The organism is Nocardia veterana NBRC 100344 (genome assembly GCF_000308855.1).
In the GTDB taxonomy this organism is placed as follows: domain Bacteria; phylum Actinomycetota; class Actinomycetes; order Mycobacteriales; family Mycobacteriaceae; genus Nocardia; species Nocardia veterana.
Genome location: NZ_BAGM01000208.1, coordinates 1 through 22,261, shown reverse-complemented (window position 1 = coordinate 22,261; position 22,261 = coordinate 1). Strand labels below are relative to the sequence as shown.

19 protein-coding genes and 1 pseudogene are annotated in these 22,261 nt (G+C 69.3%); 14 read left to right on the top strand and 6 right to left on the bottom strand.

Going from position 1 to position 22,261, the window contains the following annotated elements:
- Positions 1-3: 3 nt before the first annotated feature.
- On the top strand, positions 4-771 hold the full coding sequence (locus ON37_RS29550) for an O-methyltransferase (RefSeq protein ID WP_051032302.1): 768 nt from the start codon (positions 4-6) through the stop codon (positions 769-771).
- Here ON37_RS29550 and ON37_RS29545 read toward each other — a convergent pair.
- The 4 genes from ON37_RS29545 to ON37_RS29530 form a co-directional block, all read right to left on the bottom strand.
- On the bottom strand, positions 726-2,000 hold the full coding sequence (locus ON37_RS29545; protein ID WP_051032290.1) for a cytochrome P450: 1,275 nt from the start codon (positions 1,998-2,000) through the stop codon (positions 726-728). The two genes, ON37_RS29550 and ON37_RS29545, sit on opposite strands and share 46 nt — an antisense overlap.
- A 220-nt stretch (positions 2,001-2,220) precedes the next feature.
- Complete coding sequence (locus tag ON37_RS29540) at positions 2,221-3,048, bottom strand: class I SAM-dependent methyltransferase (RefSeq protein WP_040724179.1); 828 nt, start codon at positions 3,046-3,048, stop codon at positions 2,221-2,223.
- 80 nt (positions 3,049-3,128) lie between these two features.
- On the bottom strand, positions 3,129-3,560 hold the full coding sequence (locus tag ON37_RS29535; RefSeq protein WP_210742026.1) for a YkvA family protein: 432 nt from the start codon (positions 3,558-3,560) through the stop codon (positions 3,129-3,131).
- A 99-nt stretch (positions 3,561-3,659) separates the two neighbouring features.
- The gene (locus ON37_RS29530) at positions 3,660-4,022 is read right to left on the bottom strand and encodes a DUF6223 family protein (protein WP_040724178.1); all 363 of its coding nucleotides are present in this window, start codon (positions 4,020-4,022) and stop codon (positions 3,660-3,662) included.
- A gap of 231 nt (positions 4,023-4,253) precedes the next feature.
- Between ON37_RS29530 and ON37_RS29525 the strand changes: the two genes are divergently transcribed.
- From ON37_RS29525 to ON37_RS34395, 9 genes and pseudogenes are all read left to right on the top strand, one after another.
- Positions 4,254-5,501, top strand: coding sequence for a sensor histidine kinase (locus tag ON37_RS29525; RefSeq protein ID WP_040724177.1), 1,248 nt, complete (start codon positions 4,254-4,256; stop codon positions 5,499-5,501).
- Positions 5,498-6,190 carry a response regulator gene (locus tag ON37_RS29520; protein ID WP_040724176.1) on the top strand — a complete coding sequence of 231 codons (693 nt, stop codon included), beginning with the start codon at positions 5,498-5,500 and terminating at the stop codon, positions 6,188-6,190. The genes ON37_RS29525 and ON37_RS29520 overlap by 4 nt, the downstream gene beginning before the upstream one ends.
- Before the next feature lie 118 nt (positions 6,191-6,308).
- Positions 6,309-7,499 (top strand): NAD(P)/FAD-dependent oxidoreductase, encoded by a 1,191-nt coding sequence (locus ON37_RS29515; RefSeq protein ID WP_040724174.1) that lies wholly within the window; start codon positions 6,309-6,311, stop codon positions 7,497-7,499.
- A gap of 140 nt (positions 7,500-7,639) precedes the next feature.
- Positions 7,640-8,599 carry an RNA polymerase sigma-70 factor gene (locus ON37_RS29510; RefSeq protein ID WP_083893385.1) on the top strand — a complete coding sequence of 320 codons (960 nt, stop codon included), beginning with the start codon at positions 7,640-7,642 and terminating at the stop codon, positions 8,597-8,599.
- A gap of 519 nt (positions 8,600-9,118) precedes the next feature.
- Positions 9,119-11,470: an arylsulfatase gene (locus ON37_RS29505; RefSeq protein ID WP_040724173.1), complete on the top strand. Its 2,352-nt coding sequence runs from the start codon at positions 9,119-9,121 to the stop codon at positions 11,468-11,470.
- Positions 11,471-11,570: 100 nt separating this feature from the next.
- Positions 11,571-12,683 (top strand): enolase C-terminal domain-like protein, encoded by a 1,113-nt coding sequence (locus ON37_RS29500; protein ID WP_040724172.1) that lies wholly within the window; start codon positions 11,571-11,573, stop codon positions 12,681-12,683.
- Between the two features lie 107 nt (positions 12,684-12,790).
- Positions 12,791-13,225 carry a hypothetical protein gene (locus tag ON37_RS29495; protein ID WP_040724171.1) on the top strand — a complete coding sequence of 145 codons (435 nt, stop codon included), beginning with the start codon at positions 12,791-12,793 and terminating at the stop codon, positions 13,223-13,225.
- A gap of 183 nt (positions 13,226-13,408) precedes the next feature.
- Positions 13,409-15,127: pseudogene (locus ON37_RS34400) on the top strand (MFS transporter); the annotation flags it as partial.
- A 45-nt stretch (positions 15,128-15,172) separates the two neighbouring features.
- Complete coding sequence (locus ON37_RS34395) at positions 15,173-16,090, top strand: MSCRAMM family protein (RefSeq protein ID WP_245553571.1); 918 nt, start codon at positions 15,173-15,175, stop codon at positions 16,088-16,090.
- 82 nt (positions 16,091-16,172) lie between these two features.
- Here the strand turns inward: ON37_RS34395 and ON37_RS29485 are convergent, their stop codons facing one another.
- Positions 16,173-17,045, bottom strand: coding sequence for an alpha/beta fold hydrolase (locus ON37_RS29485; protein WP_051032289.1), 873 nt, complete (start codon positions 17,043-17,045; stop codon positions 16,173-16,175).
- Positions 17,046-17,360: 315 nt separating this feature from the next.
- On the opposite strand from ON37_RS29485, the gene ON37_RS29480 reads away from it, so the two are divergent.
- From ON37_RS29480 to ON37_RS29465, 4 genes are all read left to right on the top strand, one after another.
- Positions 17,361-18,293, top strand: coding sequence for an alpha/beta fold hydrolase (locus ON37_RS29480; protein ID WP_210742009.1), 933 nt, complete (start codon positions 17,361-17,363; stop codon positions 18,291-18,293).
- A gap of 64 nt (positions 18,294-18,357) precedes the next feature.
- Positions 18,358-19,461: an NAD(P)/FAD-dependent oxidoreductase gene (locus tag ON37_RS29475; RefSeq protein WP_040724169.1), complete on the top strand. Its 1,104-nt coding sequence runs from the start codon at positions 18,358-18,360 to the stop codon at positions 19,459-19,461.
- A gap of 109 nt (positions 19,462-19,570) precedes the next feature.
- Entirely contained in the window at positions 19,571-19,939 is a 369-nt protein-coding gene (locus ON37_RS29470) for a nuclear transport factor 2 family protein (protein ID WP_040724168.1), read from the top strand.
- Between the two features lie 30 nt (positions 19,940-19,969).
- A complete protein-coding gene (locus ON37_RS29465; RefSeq protein ID WP_040724166.1) occupies positions 19,970-20,785 on the top strand; it encodes an alpha/beta fold hydrolase in 816 nt (271 codons plus the stop codon).
- 36 nt (positions 20,786-20,821) lie between these two features.
- Here ON37_RS29465 and ON37_RS29460 read toward each other — a convergent pair.
- On the bottom strand, positions 20,822-22,261 hold a 1,440-nt coding region (locus ON37_RS29460; RefSeq protein WP_217999970.1), incomplete at its 5' end, for a helix-turn-helix domain-containing protein.

Below are 22,261 nucleotides of genomic sequence, written 5' to 3'. Positions count from 1 at the left end.
GTGATGTTCCTGCGCTGGTCCTACGTGCGGTTCTTGTTCGGTCTGCGGCATATGGGCGCCACCTGGCAGGTCGGCGACGGACGTGAACAAGCCCTGGCCGACTACGTCTGCGCGCACGCCCGCCGAAACGACATCGACGACGTCATCAGGGCGATCGACGAATTCTGCTACACCAAGAGTTACCTGATCAATGTCGGTGACGAGAAAGGCCGGATTCTCGACCGCGCGGTCGCCGCCGCCCACCCACACCGACTGCTGGAACTCGGAACCTATTGCGGTTACAGCGCATTGCGTATCGCACGGGTCATGCCCGCCGACGCCGTGCTGTACTCGATCGAGTTCAATCCCGCGAATGCCGCGGTCGCCCGGCGGATCTGGGATCACGCCGGAATCGGTGAGCGCATCGTGGTCGTCGTCGGGACACTGGGCGACAGCGGAAAGACCCTCGACACCTTGCGTGACGAGTACGGGTTCACCGACGGCACAGTGGATTTCGCCTTTCTCGACCACGAGAAGGACGAGTACCTTTCGGATCTTCGCCGCATGCTGGACCGGAACTGGCTGCATCCCGGATCGGTCGTCGTGGCGGACAATGTCAAATATCCCGGCGCCCCGGAGTATCGCGCGTACATGAGGCGCCACGAGGGCGCGGACTGGCGAACCCGGGAACATCGCACGCACGCCGAGTATCAGAAGCTCGTCAAGGACCTGGTACTCGAATCGACCTACCTCGGCCGGCCCGGTGCGACCGCACCCGCGCGGCTCCCCTGATAACCGACCGGAAATTCCTTGATGCCGTTCAACCAGCCCGACCGCAACCGCCGCGGCTCACCCAGCCCGGTGATGTGGGGTAAATGGTCGGCGACGGCGTTGAAGATCAGGTCGATCTCCAGCTTCGCCAGGTTGGCGCCGAGACAGAAGTGCGCGCCCGTGCCACCGAATGCCAGGTGCGGGTTCGGGTCGCGGGTGATGTCGAAGGTGAACGGATCCTCGAAGACCTCCTCGTCGAAGTTCGCCGAGCGGTAGACGATCAGCACCCGCTGTCCCTTCCGGATCCGCACACCGCCGAGTTCGGTGTCCGCGAGCGCGGTTCGCTGGAACGTACTCACCGGGGTGGCCCACCGGATGATCTCGTCGGCGGTCGTAGCGGGCCGTTCGGATCTGAAGAGTTCCCACTGATCCGGATTGTCGAGAAAGGCGACCATGCCGTGTGTGATGGCGTTGCGAGTGGTTTCGTTTCCCGCGACAGCGAGCAGGATGACGAAGAAGCCGAATTCCTCGGAGGTCAGGGACTCCCCGTCGATATCGGCGTGCACGAGTTCGGTGACGATGTCGTCGGCCGGGTGGGCCTTTCGCGCCTCGGCCATCTGCCACGCGTAGCTCAACAGTTCGGCCGATGCGGCCATCGGATCGGCGCCGGCGTACTCCGGATCGTCGTAGCCGATCATCTCGTTGGACCACCGGAAGATCTTCATCCGGTCCTGCTGGGGTACGCCGATCAGGTCCGCGATCGCCTGCAGCGGCAGTTCGCAGGCGACCTGGGTGACGAAATCCCCGGCACCCGCGGCGCCGGCGGCGGCGACGATGGCCTCGGCGCGCGCCGCCAACTGCGCGCGGAGTCCGTTGACGGCGCGCGGGGTGAATCCCTTCGAGATCAGTTTCCGCATCCTGGTGTGTTGTGGCGCGTCCTGGTTGAGCAGGACCAGCCGCTGCATCTGCATCCGCTCGGGCGTGAGCGGCACACCGTAGCGCGGCAGGGCGGTGTTCTCGGCGTTGGAGAACACCTCGCTGCGCCGCGAAACCTCCTTCACATCGGCATGTCTGGTCACCACCCAGAATCCGTCGTCCGGGAATCCGTCGCTTCCGGGCGGCTTCGCGTTCCACCAGATCGGGGCGACGCGGCGCAGCTCCGCCAACTCCTCGGCCGGTATTCGCCGGGCCCACATATCCGGGTCGGTGACGTTGAAATCTCGCGGAAGGGCAGGACGTGTCGCATCCATATGAATCACCGGTCCGGCTGCGCGACTGAAACAGGTTCTACCTGTATTCAAGCACAGCGCGCGGGTGCGTGGACGCGGTTCGCGCGGCGCGGCCGAGCGGGCCGCCGCACGGTTGTCCGACGGCCGTCGGCAGGTGCCGCACGGCGGCCCCGGCGAGGAACACCGAGCGGTGCCGCGGGTGGCCGCAGGCGTCGCGGAACCCGCACGGCGCCAGGGTGATTCACGCCTCCTTCGGCTTGGATGCCCGCAGCGAGAACAGCAAGGGTACGCGTGGCTGTCCCGCGGGCAGTCGATACCGCCCGTTGTCCTCGGTCAGGTTCTCGAAGCGCGGATACAGGGTGTAGTCGTGTTCGTGGACGAAATCGATGTGGAGTCCGGCGCCGGCGAGTGCGGTGACGATCTCGCCGAGCCCGTGCTGCCACTGCACGGTCACGTTCGCACTGGTCTTCGCGTCCGGGTCGGCGTAGGTGCCGGGCTCCTCCCATACCAGCGGCGTCCGATCGAAATAGTCGTAGGCCACCGTGCGGCCGTCGGCCTCGGCGAGAATATCGCCGAACGGATGGAATTCCGCCAGAAAGACGAACCCGCCCGGCGCGACCAGCTCCGCCACCACCGACGCCCAGCGCACGAGATCCGGTAACCAGACCAGAGCCCCGACGCCGGTGTAGACGATGTCGTAGCGGTGCCCGTCCAGCGCGGTCGCCGCGTCGTAGACATTCGCGGCGACGAACCGCGCGTCGGTGACGCCGATACGGGCGGCCAGTTCGGCGGCGGTACGCACCGCGGGTTCGGAGAAATCCACGCCGGTGACCGTCGCGCCGTGGCGCGCCCACGCCAGCGTGTCGGTGCCGATATGACACTGCAGGTGCACCAGGCGTTTGCCGCGCACATCGCCGACTTCGTCGAGCTCGAAATCCCGCAGCGGCTCGGCGCCGCCGACGAATCCGTCGAGATCGTAGAAGTCCCCGGCGGCGTGAATCGGCACCCGCTCGTCCCAGTTGGCGCGATTGAGCTCCACCCAGTTCGCCGCCTGCGTGTCGGTACTCATGTGGTGCGACAGTAGCCAGCGGGCCCACCCGGCTCAATCCATTTTCCGTCGGTTACCGAATGCCTTGCGGCAGTGGGGTTTCAGGGTCCGATTCCGGTGAGGCGGGCGAGCGCGGCGAAGCCGTCGTCGGTGCCCGGCCACTGCGCGCGGACGGCCCGGCTCCCCGCGGCCCGCACCACACTGCGCAGCACGGCCGTGACGATGATCGCGTCGTCGGCATACCCCACCACGGGGATGAAGTCCGGGATCAGGTCCACCGGCGACGCCAGGTAGGCCAGTAGCAGCCACAGCCGGATGCGGACCCCGCGAGGAAGATCTCGATCGGCCGCCAGCCGCCGGATCAGGCGCAGCGTATCGGGCAGGATCCGCACCGCCTCGCGCAGCAGATTCCCGCGCGGCCGCACGACGACGAGCGCCGTCACCAGCGCAAACCAGGCGAGCACCAGCGCGGCCGCGATGCCCAGCAGCAGGGCCCACCAGAAGGACAGGGTCACGGATTCATCATCCGGCATCACGACCACGAGTGAACCCGGCGATCGCCGCCACGGCCGCCCCGACCACGGTCACCGGCGCGCCGAGTACGAGCGCCGCGGCCGACGTCGAGAGCCGCCTCATTCGAACCGACGCGATCGCGCGAGGGAGATGGCGCCGAGAGCCGTGCCGACCAGACCGAGCAGCACGGCGAACAGCGCACCCGCAAGCCCGTTGCCGGTGCCCAGGCCACCCGCGGCATTCGCCGCGTGGATGGCGCCGACCACGACACCGATCGGCCCGAGCACCAGCGCCACACCGGCCCGCACCCGCCGACCTCCGCTACGCACCCGGGCAGTCACCGCTGCCGCGCCGGCGACCACACTGATCAGGCCCAGGACCACGGCAGCGGTGGGAACCGTTCGGCCGACCCCGATTTCGTAACCCCCGAGCGCGACGATCGGAGAGACGAGAGATACGGCCTGCACAGGGAGTGTGGTCATCGGGCATTCCTTCCGGACGATCGAATCGGCAGGGGCAGGCACGAGTCCCGGCCCGCCGAGCAGGGCGACAGTGAGAATTCTCGCGCCGATCGAGCCGCTCGGCGTCGGCCCGGAGGCGGCACCGAATACGACGTTCGGCGTAGGCCGTTGCGGTCCTGACACGTCCGGAGGCGTATCTCGCGTCGCGTCCGGGCCGATGGTCCGGCGGGATCGGCCTCCTATGATCGCCACATGCCGGATCGCGTCACCCCGCGCCGCCCACCCGCCTGGCTCCAGGACGTGCTGCTGGCAGCGTTCGTCACCGTGATGCAGGTCCAAGGCGTGATCGTTCGCAACAGCGGCCGGCCCGACCAGGTGCTGCGACCGCTGTCGGATTTCGGCGGGCTCGGCTACCTCTTGTTGATCACCGCGGGGGCGGTTCTGATCGTGCGCCGCCGACGGCCGGTCGCGGTCTTCGTCGTCACCGCATCGACCAGCGCGATGTACTACGCCCTCGACTTTCCCGACGGCCCCGGATGGCTCGCCCTGTTCGTGGCGCTCTACACCGTCACCGCTCATGGTGACGGTCGGCGGTCGTTGCTGACGGCCGGGACGGGCATCGCCGTCCTGGCGGCGGTCTGGCTACCCGCCGCCGCCGACGTCGAGCCCCCGGCCGCGATCGGCTGGGTGTACTTCCGGATCGGCGCGGCCGTACTGAGTGCCGCCCTCGGGGAGAGTGTGCGCACCCGGAAATTCATTGCCGCACAAGCATTGGAGCGCGCCGAACTCGCGGAGCGGACCCGCGAGGAAGAGGCCCGAGCCCGGGTCGACGCGGAACGTCTCCGGATCGCGCGTGAAGTTCACGACACCGTCGCCCACGCCATCGCCGTGATCAACGTCCAGTCCGGCGTCACCGCCCATGTGCTCGACAAAAGACCGGAACAGGCGCGCGAAACCTTGCGAATCATCGAGGAGACCAGTTCCCGCGCACTGACGGAGATGCGGGCCGTGCTCGGGGTTCTCCGCGGCGACACCGACGGTCGAGCGCCGCACCCCGGGCTCGAGCAGATCGGTGAGCTCACCACGGCCGCGACCGCCGCCGGGCTCGAGGTCCGATTCGTCCCGCCCGCGACGCTTCCCCCGGTGCCGAGCGTCGTCGGCACCGCCATCTATCGGGTCCTGCAGGAATCGATCACGAACGTCGTCCGGCATGCCGGGCCGACGCGAGTGGCGATCGAACTGAACTACAGCACCACCGACGTGGAGATCCGCGTGACCGACGACGGCCACCGGCCCGATCCGGAAACCGTGGGGTCCGGGCCGGGCACGAGCCGGCCGGACGGGCTCGCGAAAGCGGTGACCTCGGGCCACGGCATCCGCGGGATGCGGGAGCGGTGCCGGCTCCTCGGCGGCGACCTCCATGCCGGCCCGCGCCCGGACGGCGGCTTCGTGGTCAGCGCCAGGTTCCCGTTGACCGCCGCGCGAACGGTGGAGCCGTGAGCAGCACCGGTGACGCGGCGCCCGGGCGGTCCCCGATCCGGGTCCTGCTCGCCGACGACGAGCGATTGGTCCGGTCGGGCTTTCGCCTCCTGCTGGATCTCGAGGACGACATCCTGGTGGTCGGCGAGGCGGCGACCGGCGCCGAAGCCGTGCGAATGGCACGCGATCTGGTCCCCGACGTCGTCCTGATGGATATCCGTATGCCGGGGACGGACGGCATCCAGGCCACCCGGGAGATCGTCGCGGCCGCGGAATTACGCGCCGTTCGCATCCTCATCCTGACCACCTACGACACCGATGCCCACGTGTTCGACGCGCTGCATGCCGGTGCGGCCGGTTTCCTGCTCAAGGATGCGGGCCCGGCCGAACTGCTGCACGGCATTCGGGTGGTCGCCGCGGGCGAGGCACTGCTCGCGCCGCGCATCACCCGACGGCTCATCGCCCGGTTCACCACCCGGCAGGCCGCGCACAAGGCGGGCGAAGACCGACTCGCCGTGCTCACCGCACGCGAGCGCGAAGTGCTGGCTTTGGTGGGCCGGGGTTTGAGCAACGCCGAGATCGGGGCCGAATTGTTCCTCAGCCCGGCGACCGCTCGCACCCATGTCAGCCGGGCCATGGCCAAACTCGGCGCCCGGGACCGGGCTCAGTTGGTCGTCATCGCCTATCGCACCGGACTTGTCGAGCCGTAGGGTGCGAGCCCGGTATGCCGGCCCACCAGCCGAAAATTTGTGATCTGAGTCACATGGTGTCAGGTTTTTCCGGGGTGCGGTGTCTTGTTCACGACCCTCTCGGAGTGAAGGAGACACCATGGGCAACAACATCGATGTGGTCGTGGTCGGCGGCGGATACGCCGGAGTGATGGCGGCCAATCGCCTGGCCGGGCGTGCCGGGGTGACGGTGACGGTGATCAACCCGCGCCCGGTCTTCGTTCCCCGGTTGCGACTGCACCAGCTGGTGGGCGGCACGCACGAGGCGGTGACCGATTTCGAGACGGTGCTCGCCGACGGAGTGCGGTTGGTGGTGGCCGCGGCCGAGCGGATCGACGCGACCGCGCGGCGGGTGATCCTGGCCGACGGCGACAGCATCGGCTACGACTACCTGATCTACGCGATCGGCAGCACCGACGCCGCCCCGGTGGTGCCCGGCGCCGCCGAATTCGCTTATCCCCTGGCCACTTTGGAATCGGCTCGGCGGCTGCGATCGGTGCTCGACGATACGCCGGTCTCGGCGGCGGTGACCGTGGTCGGTGGCGGGCCGACCGGCATCGAGACCGCGGCCGAGTTGGCCGAACAGGGCCGGCCGGTCACCCTCGTCTGCGGCGCGGAGCTACTGCCGTACCTGCACGCGAAGGCGCGTCGCACCGGCCGCAAATATCTCACCGATCTGGGGGTGACCATCGTGGCAGGGCCGGAGGCGGTGGTTACCGCGGTCACCCCACACGCGGTGCAGCTCGCCGACGGCCGCACCGTGGACAGCCGGGTCACGATCTGGACCGCGGGATTCGGAGTGCCCGATCTGGCCGCGCGCAGCGGTCTGCGCACCGACGCCGCCGGGCGATTGCTGACCGACGAAACCCTCACCAGTGTCGACGACGAGCGCATCCTCGCCGCCGGTGATTGCTCGGCGCCGTCGGGCGTGCCGTTCCGGATGAGCGCCTATGCCGCAGGCTGCCTGGGCGCCCACGCGGCCGACACCCTGACCGCCCGCCTCACCGGCGACCGGCCGGAACCGATCGACCTGTCGCTGGCGGCGATGTGCCTGAGCTTCGGCCGCCGCGCGGGCATCTTCCAGATCTCCCGCAAGGACGACACCGCACTGCCGCTGTACTTCCCGGGCCGGGCCGGCAAGAAACTCAAGGAGTTCGCGTGCCGATCCAGCGTCGCCCACCTCGTCACCGAGGCCAGCAAGCCCGGCTCCCACCACTGGCCGAAGGACGGCAAACACCGTCCCACCCTGCTGGCCGCGGCACACGACGAGGTCGCCGCACCCGTCGTATAGGACACTGAACGGTCGCGTCCGGCCGCTCGCGAATCCCGCGGCGGCCACGCGGCACCGCAGCGTTCGGGCGCGAGCGCTGCGATCGCGGTCACCGACCTGCCGAACTGCGGCCCGGTGCACCGAGAACAGGAGAGGAAACCATGGACACCACAGGCGAATTCGCGGGACGGCAGGACGATGGCGGGCTGCAGGGAGGTGCCGGGCGCGACGAGAGCGCCGTCGTCGAGGCGACGGAGATCTTCGTCTCCCATCGCAATCTGCTGTTCACCGTCGCCTACGAGATGCTGGGATCGGCGGCCGATGCCGACGACGTCCTGCAGGAGACCTGGTTGCGCTGGATCGCGGTCGACGCCTCACGGGTCGAGGACGCGCGCGCCTATCTGGTCCGGATCACCACGCGGCAGGCGCTGAATCGGCTGCGTTCGGTGCAGCGCCGCCGGGAGGCGTATGTGGGCTCCTGGCTTCCCGAACCGCTGCTCACCACCCCGGATGTGGCCGCCGACGTGGAATTGGCCGAAAGCGTGTCGATGGGGCTGATGCTCGTTCTCGAGACGTTGACCCCGACCGAGCGTGCGGTGTTCGTGCTGCGCGAGGCCTTCGGATTCGGCTACGACGACATCGCCGCCGCGGTGGACAAGACTCCGGCGGCGGTACATCAGATCGCCCACCGCGCACGCCGACACGTGGAGGCCCGCCGCCCCCGCCGGACGGTCACCGCTCGCGAGACGGAGGCGGCGGTCGTGGCGTTCCGCACCGCCCTGGAGACCCGCGACCTGCAGGGCCTGCTGGATGTCCTCGCCCCCGATGTGGTGGCGATCAGCGACGGCGGCGGCATCAGGCAGGCCAGCCCGCGCCCGGTGCTCGGCGCCGACAAGGTGGCCCGGTTCATCGTCGGTGGGCTCGCCAAGAACGGCGTCGAACTCGCCGTCGAGGCCGCGATCGTCAACGGCGGTCCGGCACTGGCCCTGTACATGAACGGGGAACTGGACGGCGTCATGACGATGCGGGTGGCGGACACCCGGATCACCGATCTGTACTACGTCCGCAACCCGCAGAAACTGACCCGGATCGACGCCGAAATCCCGCTCAGCCGACAGTGATCGCGAACCGCATCACCGGTATCCGAGCAGCCGCTCGCCGGTGCGCTAGAGCTCGATCAGCCAGGGCCGCAAGGCCTTTCCTGCCGGGTCACCTCACGGGCACCGCGACCGAGGTGGCACGGCAGGAGGGATCTTGCGGTTTCGCCAGGTGACCCGCCCGGGAACACCGAGACGGTCACCAGCGGGGAGTACGCGGACGAGTCCCGCCTCGACGGCGGGTCGTGGCGGCTCACGCGCAGCGGACAGAGGCGGTTCTGCGCGGAACTCGCCTTCGGATCGCTTCCGATTGGTACTCTTTGACGCACGGAAGGTGTCGATCAGCCGTACCCGGCCAGCGATCCGCGATACGCGACCATCCCGCCTTCTGCTCGGATAGTTCGGCTCTCGGCACTGTCGCCGCAGCCGAGAGCACTCGTCAGGCATCGTTGCCGCACGCCGTTGATCCCCGCGCGTGGGAGATTCGCCGTGCGTATGCCGGCCGGAGACGGCGAACCGAGATCTTCCCTTCCGAGGTGGACGATGGCCACGAAGTTCGAAGGACATATCGCGCTCGACATCCGAGATTCCGTTGCCGACTGGGGTCCCTTCGCGGAACCCACCGCACCACGCGGCGCGCCGAATGTGCTGTATCTGGTGTGGGACGACATCGGTATCGCCACCTGGGACTGCTACGGCGGCCTGGTCGAGATGCCGGCCATGCGCCGGATCGCGGACCGCGGCATTCGATTCACGCAGTTCCACACGACGGCACTGTGTTCGCCGACCCGCGCGTCGCTGCTGACCGGCAGAAACCCGACCTCGGTGGGGATGGCGACGATCGAGGAGTTCACCGACGGATTCCCGAGCATGTCGGGCCGCATTCCCGACGACACCGCCTTGTGTTCGGAGGTTCTCGGCGAGCGTGGCTGGAATACCTATGCCGTCGGCAAATGGCATATGACGCCGTTGGAGGAGGAGAACCTGGCCGCCTCCAAACGGCATTGGCCGCTGGGCCGCGGATTCGAGCGGTTCTACGGATTCCTCGGCGGGGAGGCCGACCAGTGGTATCCGAATCTCGTCTACGACAACCATCCCGTGCCGCCGCCATATGCACCGGAAGACGGCTATCACCTGTCCAAGGATCTCGCCGACCGGTCGATGGAGTTCATCCGCGATTCGAAGGTGATCGCTCCCGGCAAACCGTGGTTTCTGTATCTGTGCCCGGGCGCCGGCCACGCACCGCATCACGTGGCTCGCGAATGGGCGGACAAATATCGCGGCCGGTTCGATATGGGCTATGAGAAGTATCGCGAGATCGTGCTCGAGAATCAGAAGAAGATGGGCCTGATACCGGCGGATACCGAACTCTCGCCGATGAATCCGTACGCCGACGCCACGAGCGCCGACGGCCGGGCGTGGCCGGCGCAGGACACCGTTCGCGCCTGGGATTCGCTGTCGGACGAGGAGAAGCGGTTGTTCTGCCGGCAAGCGGAGGTTTTCGCGGGCTTCCTGTCCTACACCGACGCGCAGATCGGACGGCTGCTGGACTATCTGGAAGAGAGCGGCCAGCTGGACAATACGATCATCGTCACCCTGTCCGACAACGGCGCCAGCGGGGAGGGCGGGCCGAACGGGTCGGCCAACGAGATGAAGTTCTTCAACGGCTACATCGACACGATCGAGGACAGTCTGGCCAAACTCGACGACCTGGGTTCGCCCACCACCTACAACCACTACAGCATCGGCTGGGCGATGGCCTTCAATACGCCCTACAAGCTGTACAAACGCTATGCCTCGCACGAGGGCGGCATCGCCGACGCCTGCATGATCTCCTGGCCCGCGGGCATCGCGGCGCGGGGCGAACTGCGCCACCAGTACGTCAACGTCTGCGATATCACGCCGACGGTGTACGGCCTGCTCGGTATCGCGCCGCCGGAGACGGTGAAGAATGTCGCCCAGCGTCCCCTCGAGGGCGTGGATTTCCGGGCACTGCTCGACGATCCGAATGCCGATACCGGTAAGCACACCCAGTTCTATTCGATGCTCGGCACTCGCGGAATCTGGCACCGCGGCTGGTTCGCCGACGCCGTGCACGCGGCCTGCCCGTCCGGGTGGGGACATTTCGACAGCGACCGGTGGGAGCTGTTCCACCTCGACCGCGACCGCAGTCAGATCCACGATCTGGCCGATGCGCAGCCCGAGAAGTTGGCGCAGTTGCAGGCGCTGTGGTTCGCCGAAGCCGAGAAATACGGCGGACTGCCGCTCTACGACCTCGATATCGTCTCGGTGATGCTGCGTGAGCGGCCGACGTACGCGCAGACCCGGGATACGGCGGTCTACTATCCGGGCATCGCGGAGGTCGGGCCGGGCGCGGCGCTCGAGATCCGCGGCCGCTCCTTCGCCCTGCTCGCGGAGACGACCATTGCGGCCCCGGATGCGGAGGGCGTGCTGTTCGCCCACGGCGGCCGTCTCGGCGGGCACACGCTGTTCCTCCAGGACGGCCGCCTCCACTACGTCTACAACTTCCTCGGCGAGGAGGAACAGGTCGTCGTCTCCGATCGGCCGGTACCGGTCGGGGACCATATTCTCGGGATGCGCTTCGAACGACAGGGCACCCGGCCGGACAATTTCACCCCTACCGGGACCGCGGTTCTCTACATCGACTCCGAACCGGTGGGCGCACTCGACGACATGCGTATCCAGCCGACCGTGTTCTCCGGTGTCGGCGAGGGCGTGCGGGTGGGACGCGACAGCGGCCGATCGGTGTCGAGGCGGTACCGGGCGCCGTTCCCGTTCACGGGCGGCGTCATGCACCAGGTGATCGAAGACGTGACCGGGAAGCCGTATCTGGACCTGGAAATGGCCGCGGCCGCGGCCTTTTCGCGGGATTGAATCGATCCGGAAGGGATTCCCGGCCACGCCCCTCGCGCTACCCCGGGCAGGCCGAGCCCACTGTGCGCATGAGCGGCCCGCGCCGGGGTAGCTCACCGGTATGAGCGACTCCAGCGGTGATGCGATACCCGTCGGCGGCCTGCGGGCGGCGGCCTACACGATTCCTACGGATGCGCCGGAGTCCGACGGGACGCTCGCGTGGGATTCGACGACGCTGGTCGTCGTGACCGCCGAGGCGGGCGGCCGCACCGGGATCGGATACACCTATGCCGGCCCGGCCGCGGCCGCCGTCGCCGGCCACGAGCTCGCCGAGGTGGTGATCGGCCGAGACGCGCTGACCCCGCAGGCGTCCTGGGCCGCCATGCAGCACGCCGTGCGAAATCTGGGCAGGCCGGGGTTGGTGGCCGAGGCCGTGTCGGCGGTGGACATCGCCCTGTGGGATCTTCGGTCCCGGCTACTGGACGAACCACTGACCCGCACGCTCGGTGCGATGCACGACGCCACCCCGATCTACGGCAGTGGCGGATTCACCTCCTACGACAACACCCGGCTGGCCGAACAACTCGGCGGCTGGGCCGAGGCCGGAATCGGCCGGGTGAAGATGAAGGTGGGGCGGGATCCGGACGCCGATGCCGACCGGGTGGCCGCCGCGCGCGCCGCGATCGGCGACGACGTCGACCTGTTCGTCGACGCGAACGGCGCCTACACCCGCAAGCAGGCGCTGTGGTGGGCGAACTGGTTCGCCGACAACGGGATTCGCTGGCTGGAGGAACCGGTGAGCTCCGACGACCTGCCGGGCCTGGCGCAATTGCGCGCGCACGGCCCGGGCGGAGTGGATATCGCCGCCGGCGAATACGGCTACCACCTCCCCTATTTCCAGGCGATGCTGGACGCCGACGCCGTCGACTGTCTCCAAGCGGATGTCACCCGCTGCCTGGGCATCAGCGGGGTGCTGCGGGTCGCCGCCCTCTGCGATGCCCGCTCGCTCGACCTCTCGCTCCACTGCGCGCCCCAGATCAGCGCGCACGTGGGCACCGCGATCTGGCATCTCCGCCACCTCGAGTACTTTCACGATCACGTCCGCATCGAACACATGGCGTTCGACGGTGTGCTGCAACCGGATTCCGGCGGAGTGCTGCGTCCGGATCGCACCCGGGCGGGCCACGGGTTGAGCCTGCGCGATGCGGAGGTGGAGCAGTTCAGGGTGGCGTGAGGTTGCGGCCCCGGCCGCGAAGTTACCACCGCCCCTGGCGAAATCGGCGTTTTCGCTCGCGGAAGAATGCGGGATTGGCCCGCTCTCCGGTTGGGTACTCCCCGCTGGTGCGCGCTCGTGATGTCGAGGTCGGGCACACCTACGCGGTGCTCGTGCCATTCCGGCTCCCGGCCGGCCGTTATCCCGATCGCGACCGGCTGGGCAGCTCGACCTGGATCGCGAGTTTCCTGACCGGCGCCCGCTTCCGCCTCACCGTCACCTGCGTCGACCGGTCCGCCACCCCCGCGAGCGTCGAAGGTCTGCGACTCATCGAACGCGCGCACACCGAGGTTCCGCTCACGCCGGAACAGGCCGGCGCCCTCGGATTGCCGCCCGAGCGCCGGTATCGGGCCGTCGGTTCGGTGGTCGACGAGGAGGGTCGCGTGATCCACCTGCCCGACGTCGAACCGATGCGGGTGCCGGCGCGGTGGTTGCGTCATCTCGACGATCCACAGCTGCTCGAGCGCACCGATCGCGACGCGGACCGCTTTCCGTTCATGTGACCCGCGCCGGGTGATCGCGACCCGAGCCGATACGACAGACGTCGCAAAATAAGCGGAATGGACAAATCGGATACTCCCTCGCCGCAAAAATGAGGGATATTTCATCCGGTATTTAGTTAGTTAGTGCTTGCAACTATATTACGGGGAGGCCCTTGTCCGTTTTCCGTCGTTGAGGGGAAAGCCTTGACCTCCGCTCAGTCCTCCGACGGTCTGGATACTTCCGATATCCGGACCATCGGCCGCCGGCTTCGTGTCGATCGCGACCATCCGCACTACAAGTGGGTGGCCCTGTCGAACACCACGCTCGGCATGTTGATGGTCACCATCAACTCCTCGATCGTCATCATCTCGCTGCCCGCCATCTTCCGCGGGATCCACCTCAACCCGCTGGCCCCCGGCAATGTCAGCTACCTGCTGTGGCTGCTCATGGGCTTCCTGCTCACCTCCGCGGTCCTGGTCGTGATGTTCGGCCGCCTCGGCGACATGTTCGGCCGGGTCCGCATCTACAACCTGGGCTTCGTCGTGTTCACCGTCGCGGCGATCGCGTTGTCGTTCGACCCGTTCGACCTGGGCGGCGGCGCGCTGTGGCTGATCGGCTGGCGGGTGGTGCAGGGCGTCGGTGGCGCCATGCTGATGGCCAACTCCGCGGCACTGGTCACCGATGCCTTCCCCGCGCGGCAACGCGGAATGGCGCTGGGCATCAATCAGGTTGCGGCCGTGGCCGGTTCGTTCCTCGGCCTGCTGATCGGCGGTCTGCTCGCCGAATGGGACTGGAAGGCCGTCTTCTGGGTCAGCGTGCCCTTCGGCGTGCTCGGCACGATCTGGTCGTACCGCTCGCTGCACGACAACGGACAGCGCACCCCGGGGTCGCTGGATCTGCCCGGCACCCTCACCTTCGCGCTGGGGTTGACCGCCCTGCTGACCGGCATCACCTACGGCATCCAGCCGCACGGTTCGTCGAAGACCGGGTGGACCAACCCCTGGGTGTTGGCCGCGGTCATCGGCGGTCTCGTTCTGCTCGCGGTCTTCTGCGTCATCGAAACGAAGACGAAGCAGCCGATGTTCGAGATGTCGCTGTTCCGCAACCGAACCTTCGCGCTGGGCAACTTCGCCGGCCTGATGGCCTCGGTCGGCCGGGGCGGCCTGCAGTTCATGCTGATCATCTGGCTGCAGGGAATCTGGCTGCCACTGCACGGCTTCGACTTCGAATCCACGCCGCTGTGGGCCGGTATCTACATGCTCCCGCTGACGATCGGATTCCTGGTGTCGGGACCGCTGTCGGGCTGGCTGTCCGACCGCTACGGCGGGCGGATCTTCGCCACCACCGGCCTGCTGCTGGCGGCGGTGACCTTCGTGCTGCTGGTACTGATCCCGGTCGACTTCAACTATTGGCTGTTCGCCCTGATCATCCTGCTCAACGGTCTCGGCATGGGCATCTTCACCTCGCCCAACACCGCCGAGATCATGTCCGCGGTGCCCGCGTCGCAGCGCGGAGTCGCCTCCGGTATGCGGGCCACCCTGATGAACGGCGGTATGGCCCTGGCGATCGGCATCTTCTTCTCGCTGATGATCGTCGGTCTGTCCGGGACACTGCCCGATGCGATGAACTCCGGTCTGCGCGATCAGGGGGTTCCCGCCGACGTCGCCTCCCAGATGGCCGATATGCCACCGGTCGGCAGCCTGTTCGCGACCTTCCTCGGCTACAACCCCTTCAAGGAACTCCTCGGCCCCACCGGCACCCTGGACCGGCCCGGCGTGCACAGCGACGTGCTCACCGGCCAGGAGTTCTTCCCCCACCTCATCGCCGACCCGTTCCACTCCGGACTCGTGGTTGTCTTCCTGGCCGCCGCGGTGATGATGCTGCTGGGTTCGATCGCCTCCTGGTTCGCCCGCGGCGACTACGTCGAACACGAAGCGGCACAACTGACCGAGGCGGTCCGCGAAGGCATGCTGACCCCGGCCGAAGCCGACGCCGAGGCGCCGCGACCGGCCACCGGCGGTCTGGTCCGCACACCGCTGCGGGCGACGGAATCCGGACGCTCGATCAGCGGGCACGTGCAGCGGGCGGACGGCCGTCCCGTCGCCGGCGTGGCGTTGACGCTGATCGATCAACGCGGACACCAGGTTTCGCGCGCCACGGGCGACGGCGACGGCCGCTACCTGATCGATCCGCCGAGTCCGGGCAGCTATGTGCTGATCGTGTCCGCCGGCGGGCATCAACCGGCGGCGGTCAATGTCGGCGTGGACGGGCGACCGCAACGGCTGGACGTCACCCTGCACGGTTCGGGCGAGCTGTCCGGCACGGTCCGGGCAGCCGGACCGGGCCGTCCCGTGGCGGGCGCCACCGTCACCGTCACCGATGTGCGCGGCGAGGTCGTCGCAGCGGCCGTATCCGGCGAGGACGGCGGCTACCACTGCCAGGGTGTGGTCTCGGGGACCTACACCCTGGTGACGGTCGCGCCGCACATGCGACCGCAGGCGATCGCGTTGACCGTGCCCGACAGCGGGGTGCTGCACCACGATGTCGAGCTGAATCCGCTTGCCGTACTTTCCGGTTCGGTCACCGCCGACGGTCGCGCTGTGGCCGATGCGGAGGTCACCGTGCGCGACGACAGCGGCACGGTATTGGGCAGCGCCCGGACCGATCGATTCGGCCGCTACACGGTGACCGATCTGACCGAAGGGGAACACACCGTGGTCGTACGCGGTTATCCGCCGCGCACCAGCCGGGTGTCGGTCACCGACAGCGCGCCCGAGCACGACGTCCAGCTCGGCTACGACCTCCCGTCGAGCGGCAACGGCGTCGCCCGCGCGGGCGACGCGGCGCTCGATCGTCCGGCCCACGCGGTGTCCGAGGCCGACTGATCCGGCGATCGCATTCGGTCCGCGACGGCACCGATCGGCCGCTCCCGCACACCCGCGCGGGGGCGGCCGGCGCGCGCGTCCGTCACGCCCGCCGGGGCTCGGCCGACTCCGGCGTCGGTGCATACCGGGCGATATGGTCGATCAACAGCGCCGCGATCCGGTCCGGCGCCTGCTCCGGCAACCAGTGCGACGCGTCCTCGAGCACCTCGTACCGATACGGCCCACCGACATACCGGGCACAGTGCCGGCCGGCTGTCGCGGTGACGAAGCGGTCGGCTCCGCCGCGGACGTACAACGTCGGTACCGTGACCGCCCCGACCGGGCGGGCCAGGTTCAGCGGCAGCGCGCGATACCAATTGATCGGTCCCCGCAGATCGGCCCGGCGCCGGGCCCGCCGCGCGTAGCGCGCGGCCGACTCGCCGTCCAGGCCGGTGCGTATCAGTCCTCGCCGCATCATCTCGCCACCGCGAGCCGACAGCACCACTTCCGGCAGCCCGGGCAGCTGGAAGGCGGCCATGTACCAGGAACGAAAAGCCTGCGTACCGGTGAGCACCGCCTGCGCGAAGGCCATCGGATGCGGGACCGACAGGGCGCTCATCGATGTCACCCGGTCCGGATGTTCCGCCGCCAGAAACCAGGCCAGCGCCGCACCCCAATCGTGACCGACCACATGGAACCGCTGCGCTCCGGCCGCATCGGCCAGTGCCAGGACATCCGCGGCCGGCCGCGACAGGCGGTAGGCCGACCGTGCGCGCGGCCGGGCCCCCGGCGCGTAGCCGCGCAGATCCGGAGCCAGCACGCGATGACCCGCCGCCACCAGTGCCGGGGTCACGCGGTCCCAGCTGTGCCGGTCCTCGGGAAACCCGTGCAGGAGAACGACGGTACGCGCGGGGTCGGTCCGCGGCCCGGAATCGGTCACGTCGAACACGAACTCGCCGTGGGTGTAGGTCTGCATGGTCGTCCCCTTTCCCGGCGATGCGTGGCGGCCTCGCCGGCCCGGACGACGTTAGCGCCGGAGGCGGCGGCGATCATCCGTCCGCGGGCGAGTGGATTCGTCCTCCCCCGGTCGGATTCGCACCCCGCGCCCCAGGTCCGATCGACGGGCAACGCCGCCGGCCGGGGGCCCGACCGTGCGGCAACCGGGTGGACCTGCGGCGGCGGTGTAAAGCCTTGGACCACAGCCTGATCCGGACGCCAGCGCAGGATCGGGCAGGGACGTCCGGCGCAGCGCCGACCCTGATTGCCGCTCAGGAGGTTAGGCTCGACCACTGTGATTAGGACCACGCAGGGGAACGAGGAGGACCGATCGGTGCGCCACGGCGACACCGAACACAGTCAGGGACGGCCGGCAACCGCGCGGACACGCGACGGCCGCGAGCTGTACTACATGCACCGACCCGGCAGCGGCGCCCGGACTCCACTGGTGGTGTTCGAGGGCGGCCTGGCCTGCACGCGCTCGTATTGGGCTGCGGTACAACAACATCTGGCCGATTCGGTGGCGACGGTCGTCTACGATCGCAGCGGGCTCGGCCGCAGCGCACCGGACGCCGGCCCGCGCACCCTGCGCCGCCTGGCCGACGATCTGGTCGACCTGCTCGATCACCTCGGTGGCCGGTTCGACGCGTCGCAGTTCGTCCTGGTCGGTCACAGCTGGGGCGGGCCGATCGTGCGGGTGGCCGCCGCCGACCGGCCCGGCCGCATCGCGGGTCTGGTGCTCGTCGATCCGGCCGACGAAGCCTGCGACGCCATGACGACCCCCGCGGCGCGCCGCGCGGCCCGGCGCGGCCACCGGCTCAGCGTCGCGCTCGCCCGGATCGGTGCGCTGCGACTGGCCTACCGAAACATGCTGGCCGCCTTGCCCGCCGACGCCCGCCACGATTTCCGCAAGGAAGGTTTCACCGTGGCGGCGATGCGCGCCCGCGGTGCCGAACTCGGTTGCTTCGCCACCGATCTCGAACAGCTGCGGACCGCCGGCCCGGACCGGCCCGAGATCGCGATGACCATCGTGTCGGGCGATTCGACCTCCCCTGGTATCTCTGCCGCGTCGCGCGCCGCGCTCAACGCCGCCCACCGGCATCGCGCCGACCGGGTCCCGCACGGACGGCATATCGTCGCCACCGGCTGCGGGCACATGGTGCCCACGGAATGCCCGGCGCTGGTCGCGGCGGAGATCAGCAGGATGACCGCCGGCCGCACCGGGTGACGGCGCACCGACCGCCACACGACGGATCCGGATTGCCGGGCGCGGCTGCGGGTAGTCCCGAGAAATGACTGCTACCAGCGACGTCGCGGTGGTCGGCGCCGGAATCGTGGGGCTGGCCACCGCATACGCTCTGCACCGGGCCGGGCTGTCGGTCACCGTGTACGAATCGGGCAGCCCCGGCGGTGGGCAGTCCGCCGGGCAGTCCCGCATCTTCCGGCACGCCCACACCGACCGGCGCCTGGTCGAGCTCGCGGTCGCGGCGCGCCGCCGCTGGCAGGAGTGGGAGGGCGAATTCGGGATCGAACTGATTTCCGGTGACGGTGCCGTCGCGCTGGGCGCGGGAGTGGCGGACAAGCTGGCGATACTGCGCGACACACCGGGCGTCGCCGCCCGGGCGATCGATCCCGACGAGGTCGCGTCCCGGCTCCCGCTGCTGGCGCCCTACGACGGGCCGGCGATGCTGGACGAAACCGGGGGCTCGATCCGCACCGTCGCCGCCATCGCCGCACTCGGCGCTCGGCTGCGGCCCGCACTGGTGGCCGACCATGTCCTGACGATCCGCCCGGCTCCAGGGAATAGCGTCGAAGTCCGCACCGGCACAACATGTTCCGGGCACGGTGCCGCGGTCGTGTGCGCGGGGCGCGGCACCGCGGCCCTGGCCCGCGGCAGCGGGCTCGCACTCCCGATCCAGCCGTCCGCGCATGTGCGGGTGAGCTTCCGGCCGCGCTCGGCGCCGCCGACGACCCTGGCCACGCTGCAGGACAGCAGCGGCCGCTTCGGGGAAACCGGCATCTACGCCGCCGCGTACCCGGGCAACACCCACTACGGCCTGGGGCTCAGCGACACCGTCGCCACCGACGGCGCCGACGCGGTCGATCCGGCCGCACTCGCCGAGTTGGCCGAACGCGCGGGCGCCTACGTTCGCCGCGCGCTGCCCGGGCTGGTTCCGGAACCGGCCGGCCACGTGCACTGCTGGGTCACCCGATTGCCCTGGGGCGAGGACGGCGTGGCCGCCTGGCAGCACGAGAACCTCACCTTCGTCGCCGGGCACAACCTGTTCAAACTGGCCCCCGCCCTCGGCGCCGTCCTCGCCGACAGCGTCACCACCGGCCGGCCCGCCGCCACCCTGCACCCGTCGCGTCGCCTCGGCGACCCGGACGCCGCCTAGTACGGCCGGGTGGCACTACGGTCGAAAGTACTTAAGTACGACAGATTCCCCGGCGCGCGGATCTCCATAACTTTGTGGGTGTTCGACAGCAACCACGAAGGAGCATCCCGTGAGCGACATCAACGATCTGATCGACCGCTACCTCGCCGTCTGGAACGAGACCGATCCGGCCGAACGCGCCGCCCTGATCGCCGAAACATTCGCCGACGACGCCGAATACACCGACCCGCTGGTCTCGGTGCACGGTCATGCCGGCCTCGACGCCGCCGTCGCCGCGGTCCAGCAGCAGTTCCCCGGGCTGTCGTTCACCCTCGGCGGCGCCGTCGACCACCACCACGACATCGCCCGGTTCACCTGGAATCTGGGCCGTCCCGGCGAGGAGCCGCTCGTCGTCGGCTTCGATGTCGCCGTCGTCGCCGACGACGGCCGCATCGACCGAATCCACGGCTTCCTCGACCGCGTTCCGACCGGCGCCTGACCCGACTTCTCCCCTCCCCCAAGGATCGTCATGTACTTCACCACCACCGACGGAACCACCCTCGCCTACGAGGACTACGGCACCGGCGAACCCCTGGTCTTCATCGCCGGCGCGATGCTCAACACCGAGATGTGGGAATACCAGATCCCGTATTTCGTCGAGCGCGGCTACCGCTGCATCGCCCTCGATCGACGCGGCCACGGCCGGTCCGACCGTCCGTCGACCGGCTACGACATCGACACCACGGCCGACGATCTGGGCGCGCTGCTCGACCACCTGGACCTGCGCGGCGCCACGCTGGTGGGGCATTCGACCGGCGGCGCCGAAATAGCCCGCTACCTGGCCAGGCACGGCGAGGACCGGGTGGCGCGAGTGGTTTTCCTGTCGGCGATCCTGCCGTTCGTCAAGGCGACCGACGACAACCCCGACGGCATTCCGGAAGCCATGCTCGACGCCCTGCTGCACAGCATTCGCACCGACCGCGGTCGCTGGCTGGCGCGCCAGTCGCAGGTGTACTTCAACAGCCACCTCAACCCGGACGTCTCTCCCGAACAGATCGACATCACCTACCGTCAGTGCCTGTCGACCGCTCCGTGGGCGACGCTGCGGATGCAGGAGGCGGTATTCCACTGCGACAACCGGGAAGCGTTGCGCGCCATCACCGTTCCGGCGTTGATCGTGCACGGCGCGCTGGACTTCTCGGCGCCCGTCGAGATCACCGGCCGCCGCACCGCCGACCTGATGCCGACGGCGACCTACCTGGAGTACCCGACCGGCGGCCACGGCATCTACACCAGCCACGCCGCCGAGTTCAACGACGATCTCCTGGCCTTCCTGCGCAAGTAGGGATCCCATCGGCCCACCCGGGGCGAGCTGCGCCGATTACGCCAATTGATCCGCGATATCCCGCAACTCGCCCCGGGAGGCGATGCCCAACTTCGGATACGCCTTGTACAGGTGGTATCCGACGGTGCGATGACTGAGGAACAACTGCGCGGCGATATCGCGGTTGGACAGCCCCTGCGCCGCCAGGCGCGCGATCTGCAACTCCTGCGGGGTGAGCCCGGATGCGCTGCGCCCCTTCGGTTTCAGTGGATCGTTCGGCTCGCTCGGGGACGCGCCGGTCGCGGTCAGTTCGGTCCGGGCGCGATCGGCCCAGGGCCGCAGCCCGATTCGTTCGAACGTCTCCAGCGCCTCGGACAATCTCGCCCGGGCCTCACTCTTGCGGCGCGCCCGCCGCAACCATTCCCCGTACAGTTGCGCGGTGCGCGCGTACTCGACCGGGCGCGTCTCGCGATCGTGCAGATCGAGTGCTCGCCGAAAGTGATCCTCGGCCGTCTCGTCCGCGGCCAGTAGCGCCCGGCAGCGCAGCACCAGCGCCTGGGCCCAGGGTTGCCGCACGGAATCGGCCCAGGTCGCGAGGCGCTCGGCGGGAAGCGAGGCCCGGTCACCGGCGCCGACCCGCACCGCGGCCTCGACCAGGTCCGGAATCGAGCGCAGCGCGCACAGGTGGTGCCGGACGGGTTCGCGGGTCAGCCATTCGAAGCGGGCGAGCGCGGACTCGGCCCGACCGGCGCCGAGCTCGAGCAGGCCCAGCGACCACTGCGCCCACGGCACGCCCGCCGCCACCGCATCGGGTGTGCCGTCGGCCGATCCGGCCTCGGCGTAGGCCCGGCACTGCTGCTCGTCGCCGTCGAGGGCGTAGGTGTGGGCCAGGACGCTGCTCAGCTGACTGACCCACTGGCGCTGCCCGAGATCGCGGGCCAGCCGCAACGCCTCGCTCGCGGTGGTTCGCGCATCGCGGAGCCGACCGGTGAAGATCTCGGTCTCGGCGATGAAGAACAACACCGTGGGCAACCGGCCGGCGGCGCCGGCGCTGCGGTAGTCGCGGGCCAGGGTGGTGGCCAGATGGTGGGCGGCGCCGTCCTGCCCGCCGGCGGTGGCCACCCCGCACAGCATCAGCTGCACCTGCTCCGGTATCGGCCCGCGGCGGGCACATTCGGCGAGGGTTTCGGTCAGCGCGGCCGGTGGCGCGGCGCCCGTCGGGCCCAGGGCTCGGACCATGAAATCGACCACCGGACGCAGCGGATCGGCGTCGGGCAGCGGCACGGCGGTCAATTGCGCCAGCGTTCGCGCCACGTCCTGCTCCCCCAGATACCAGCCGGTGTGCACGGCCTGGATGAGCATGGTGGCGGCGAGCGCCGGATCCGGCTCGGCGACGGCCGCGGCGCCCGCGCGCAGCAACCGGTCCGCCTCCGGGTACCGGCCCTGCCAGAATTCGGCCAGCCCTTCGATGTGCGCGAGCCGGGCCCGCAGGTCGAC

Coding starts and splice junctions, on each gene's coding strand:
- ON37_RS29525 (WP_040724177.1), top strand. CDS start 4,254: ATGCCGGATCGCGTCACCCCGCGCCGCCCACCCGCCTGGCTCCAGGAC.
- ON37_RS29545 (WP_051032290.1), bottom strand. CDS start 2,000: ATGGATGCGACACGTCCTGCCCTTCCGCGAGATTTCAACGTCACCGAC.
- ON37_RS29475 (WP_040724169.1), top strand. CDS start 18,358: ATGACTGCTACCAGCGACGTCGCGGTGGTCGGCGCCGGAATCGTGGGG.
- ON37_RS29515 (WP_040724174.1), top strand. CDS start 6,309: ATGGGCAACAACATCGATGTGGTCGTGGTCGGCGGCGGATACGCCGGA.
- ON37_RS29510 (WP_083893385.1), top strand. CDS start 7,640: ATGGACACCACAGGCGAATTCGCGGGACGGCAGGACGATGGCGGGCTG.
- ON37_RS29465 (WP_040724166.1), top strand. CDS start 19,970: ATGTACTTCACCACCACCGACGGAACCACCCTCGCCTACGAGGACTAC.
- ON37_RS29550 (WP_051032302.1), top strand. CDS start 4: ATGTTCCTGCGCTGGTCCTACGTGCGGTTCTTGTTCGGTCTGCGGCAT.
- ON37_RS29500 (WP_040724172.1), top strand. CDS start 11,571: ATGAGCGACTCCAGCGGTGATGCGATACCCGTCGGCGGCCTGCGGGCG.
- ON37_RS29485 (WP_051032289.1), bottom strand. CDS start 17,045: ATGCAGACCTACACCCACGGCGAGTTCGTGTTCGACGTGACCGATTCC.
- ON37_RS29540 (WP_040724179.1), bottom strand. CDS start 3,048: ATGAGTACCGACACGCAGGCGGCGAACTGGGTGGAGCTCAATCGCGCC.
- ON37_RS34395 (WP_245553571.1), top strand. CDS start 15,173: ATGCTGACCCCGGCCGAAGCCGACGCCGAGGCGCCGCGACCGGCCACC.
- ON37_RS29535 (WP_210742026.1), bottom strand. CDS start 3,560: ATGCCGGATGATGAATCCGTGACCCTGTCCTTCTGGTGGGCCCTGCTG.
- ON37_RS29530 (WP_040724178.1), bottom strand. CDS start 4,022: ATGACCACACTCCCTGTGCAGGCCGTATCTCTCGTCTCTCCGATCGTC.
- ON37_RS29505 (WP_040724173.1), top strand. CDS start 9,119: ATGGCCACGAAGTTCGAAGGACATATCGCGCTCGACATCCGAGATTCC.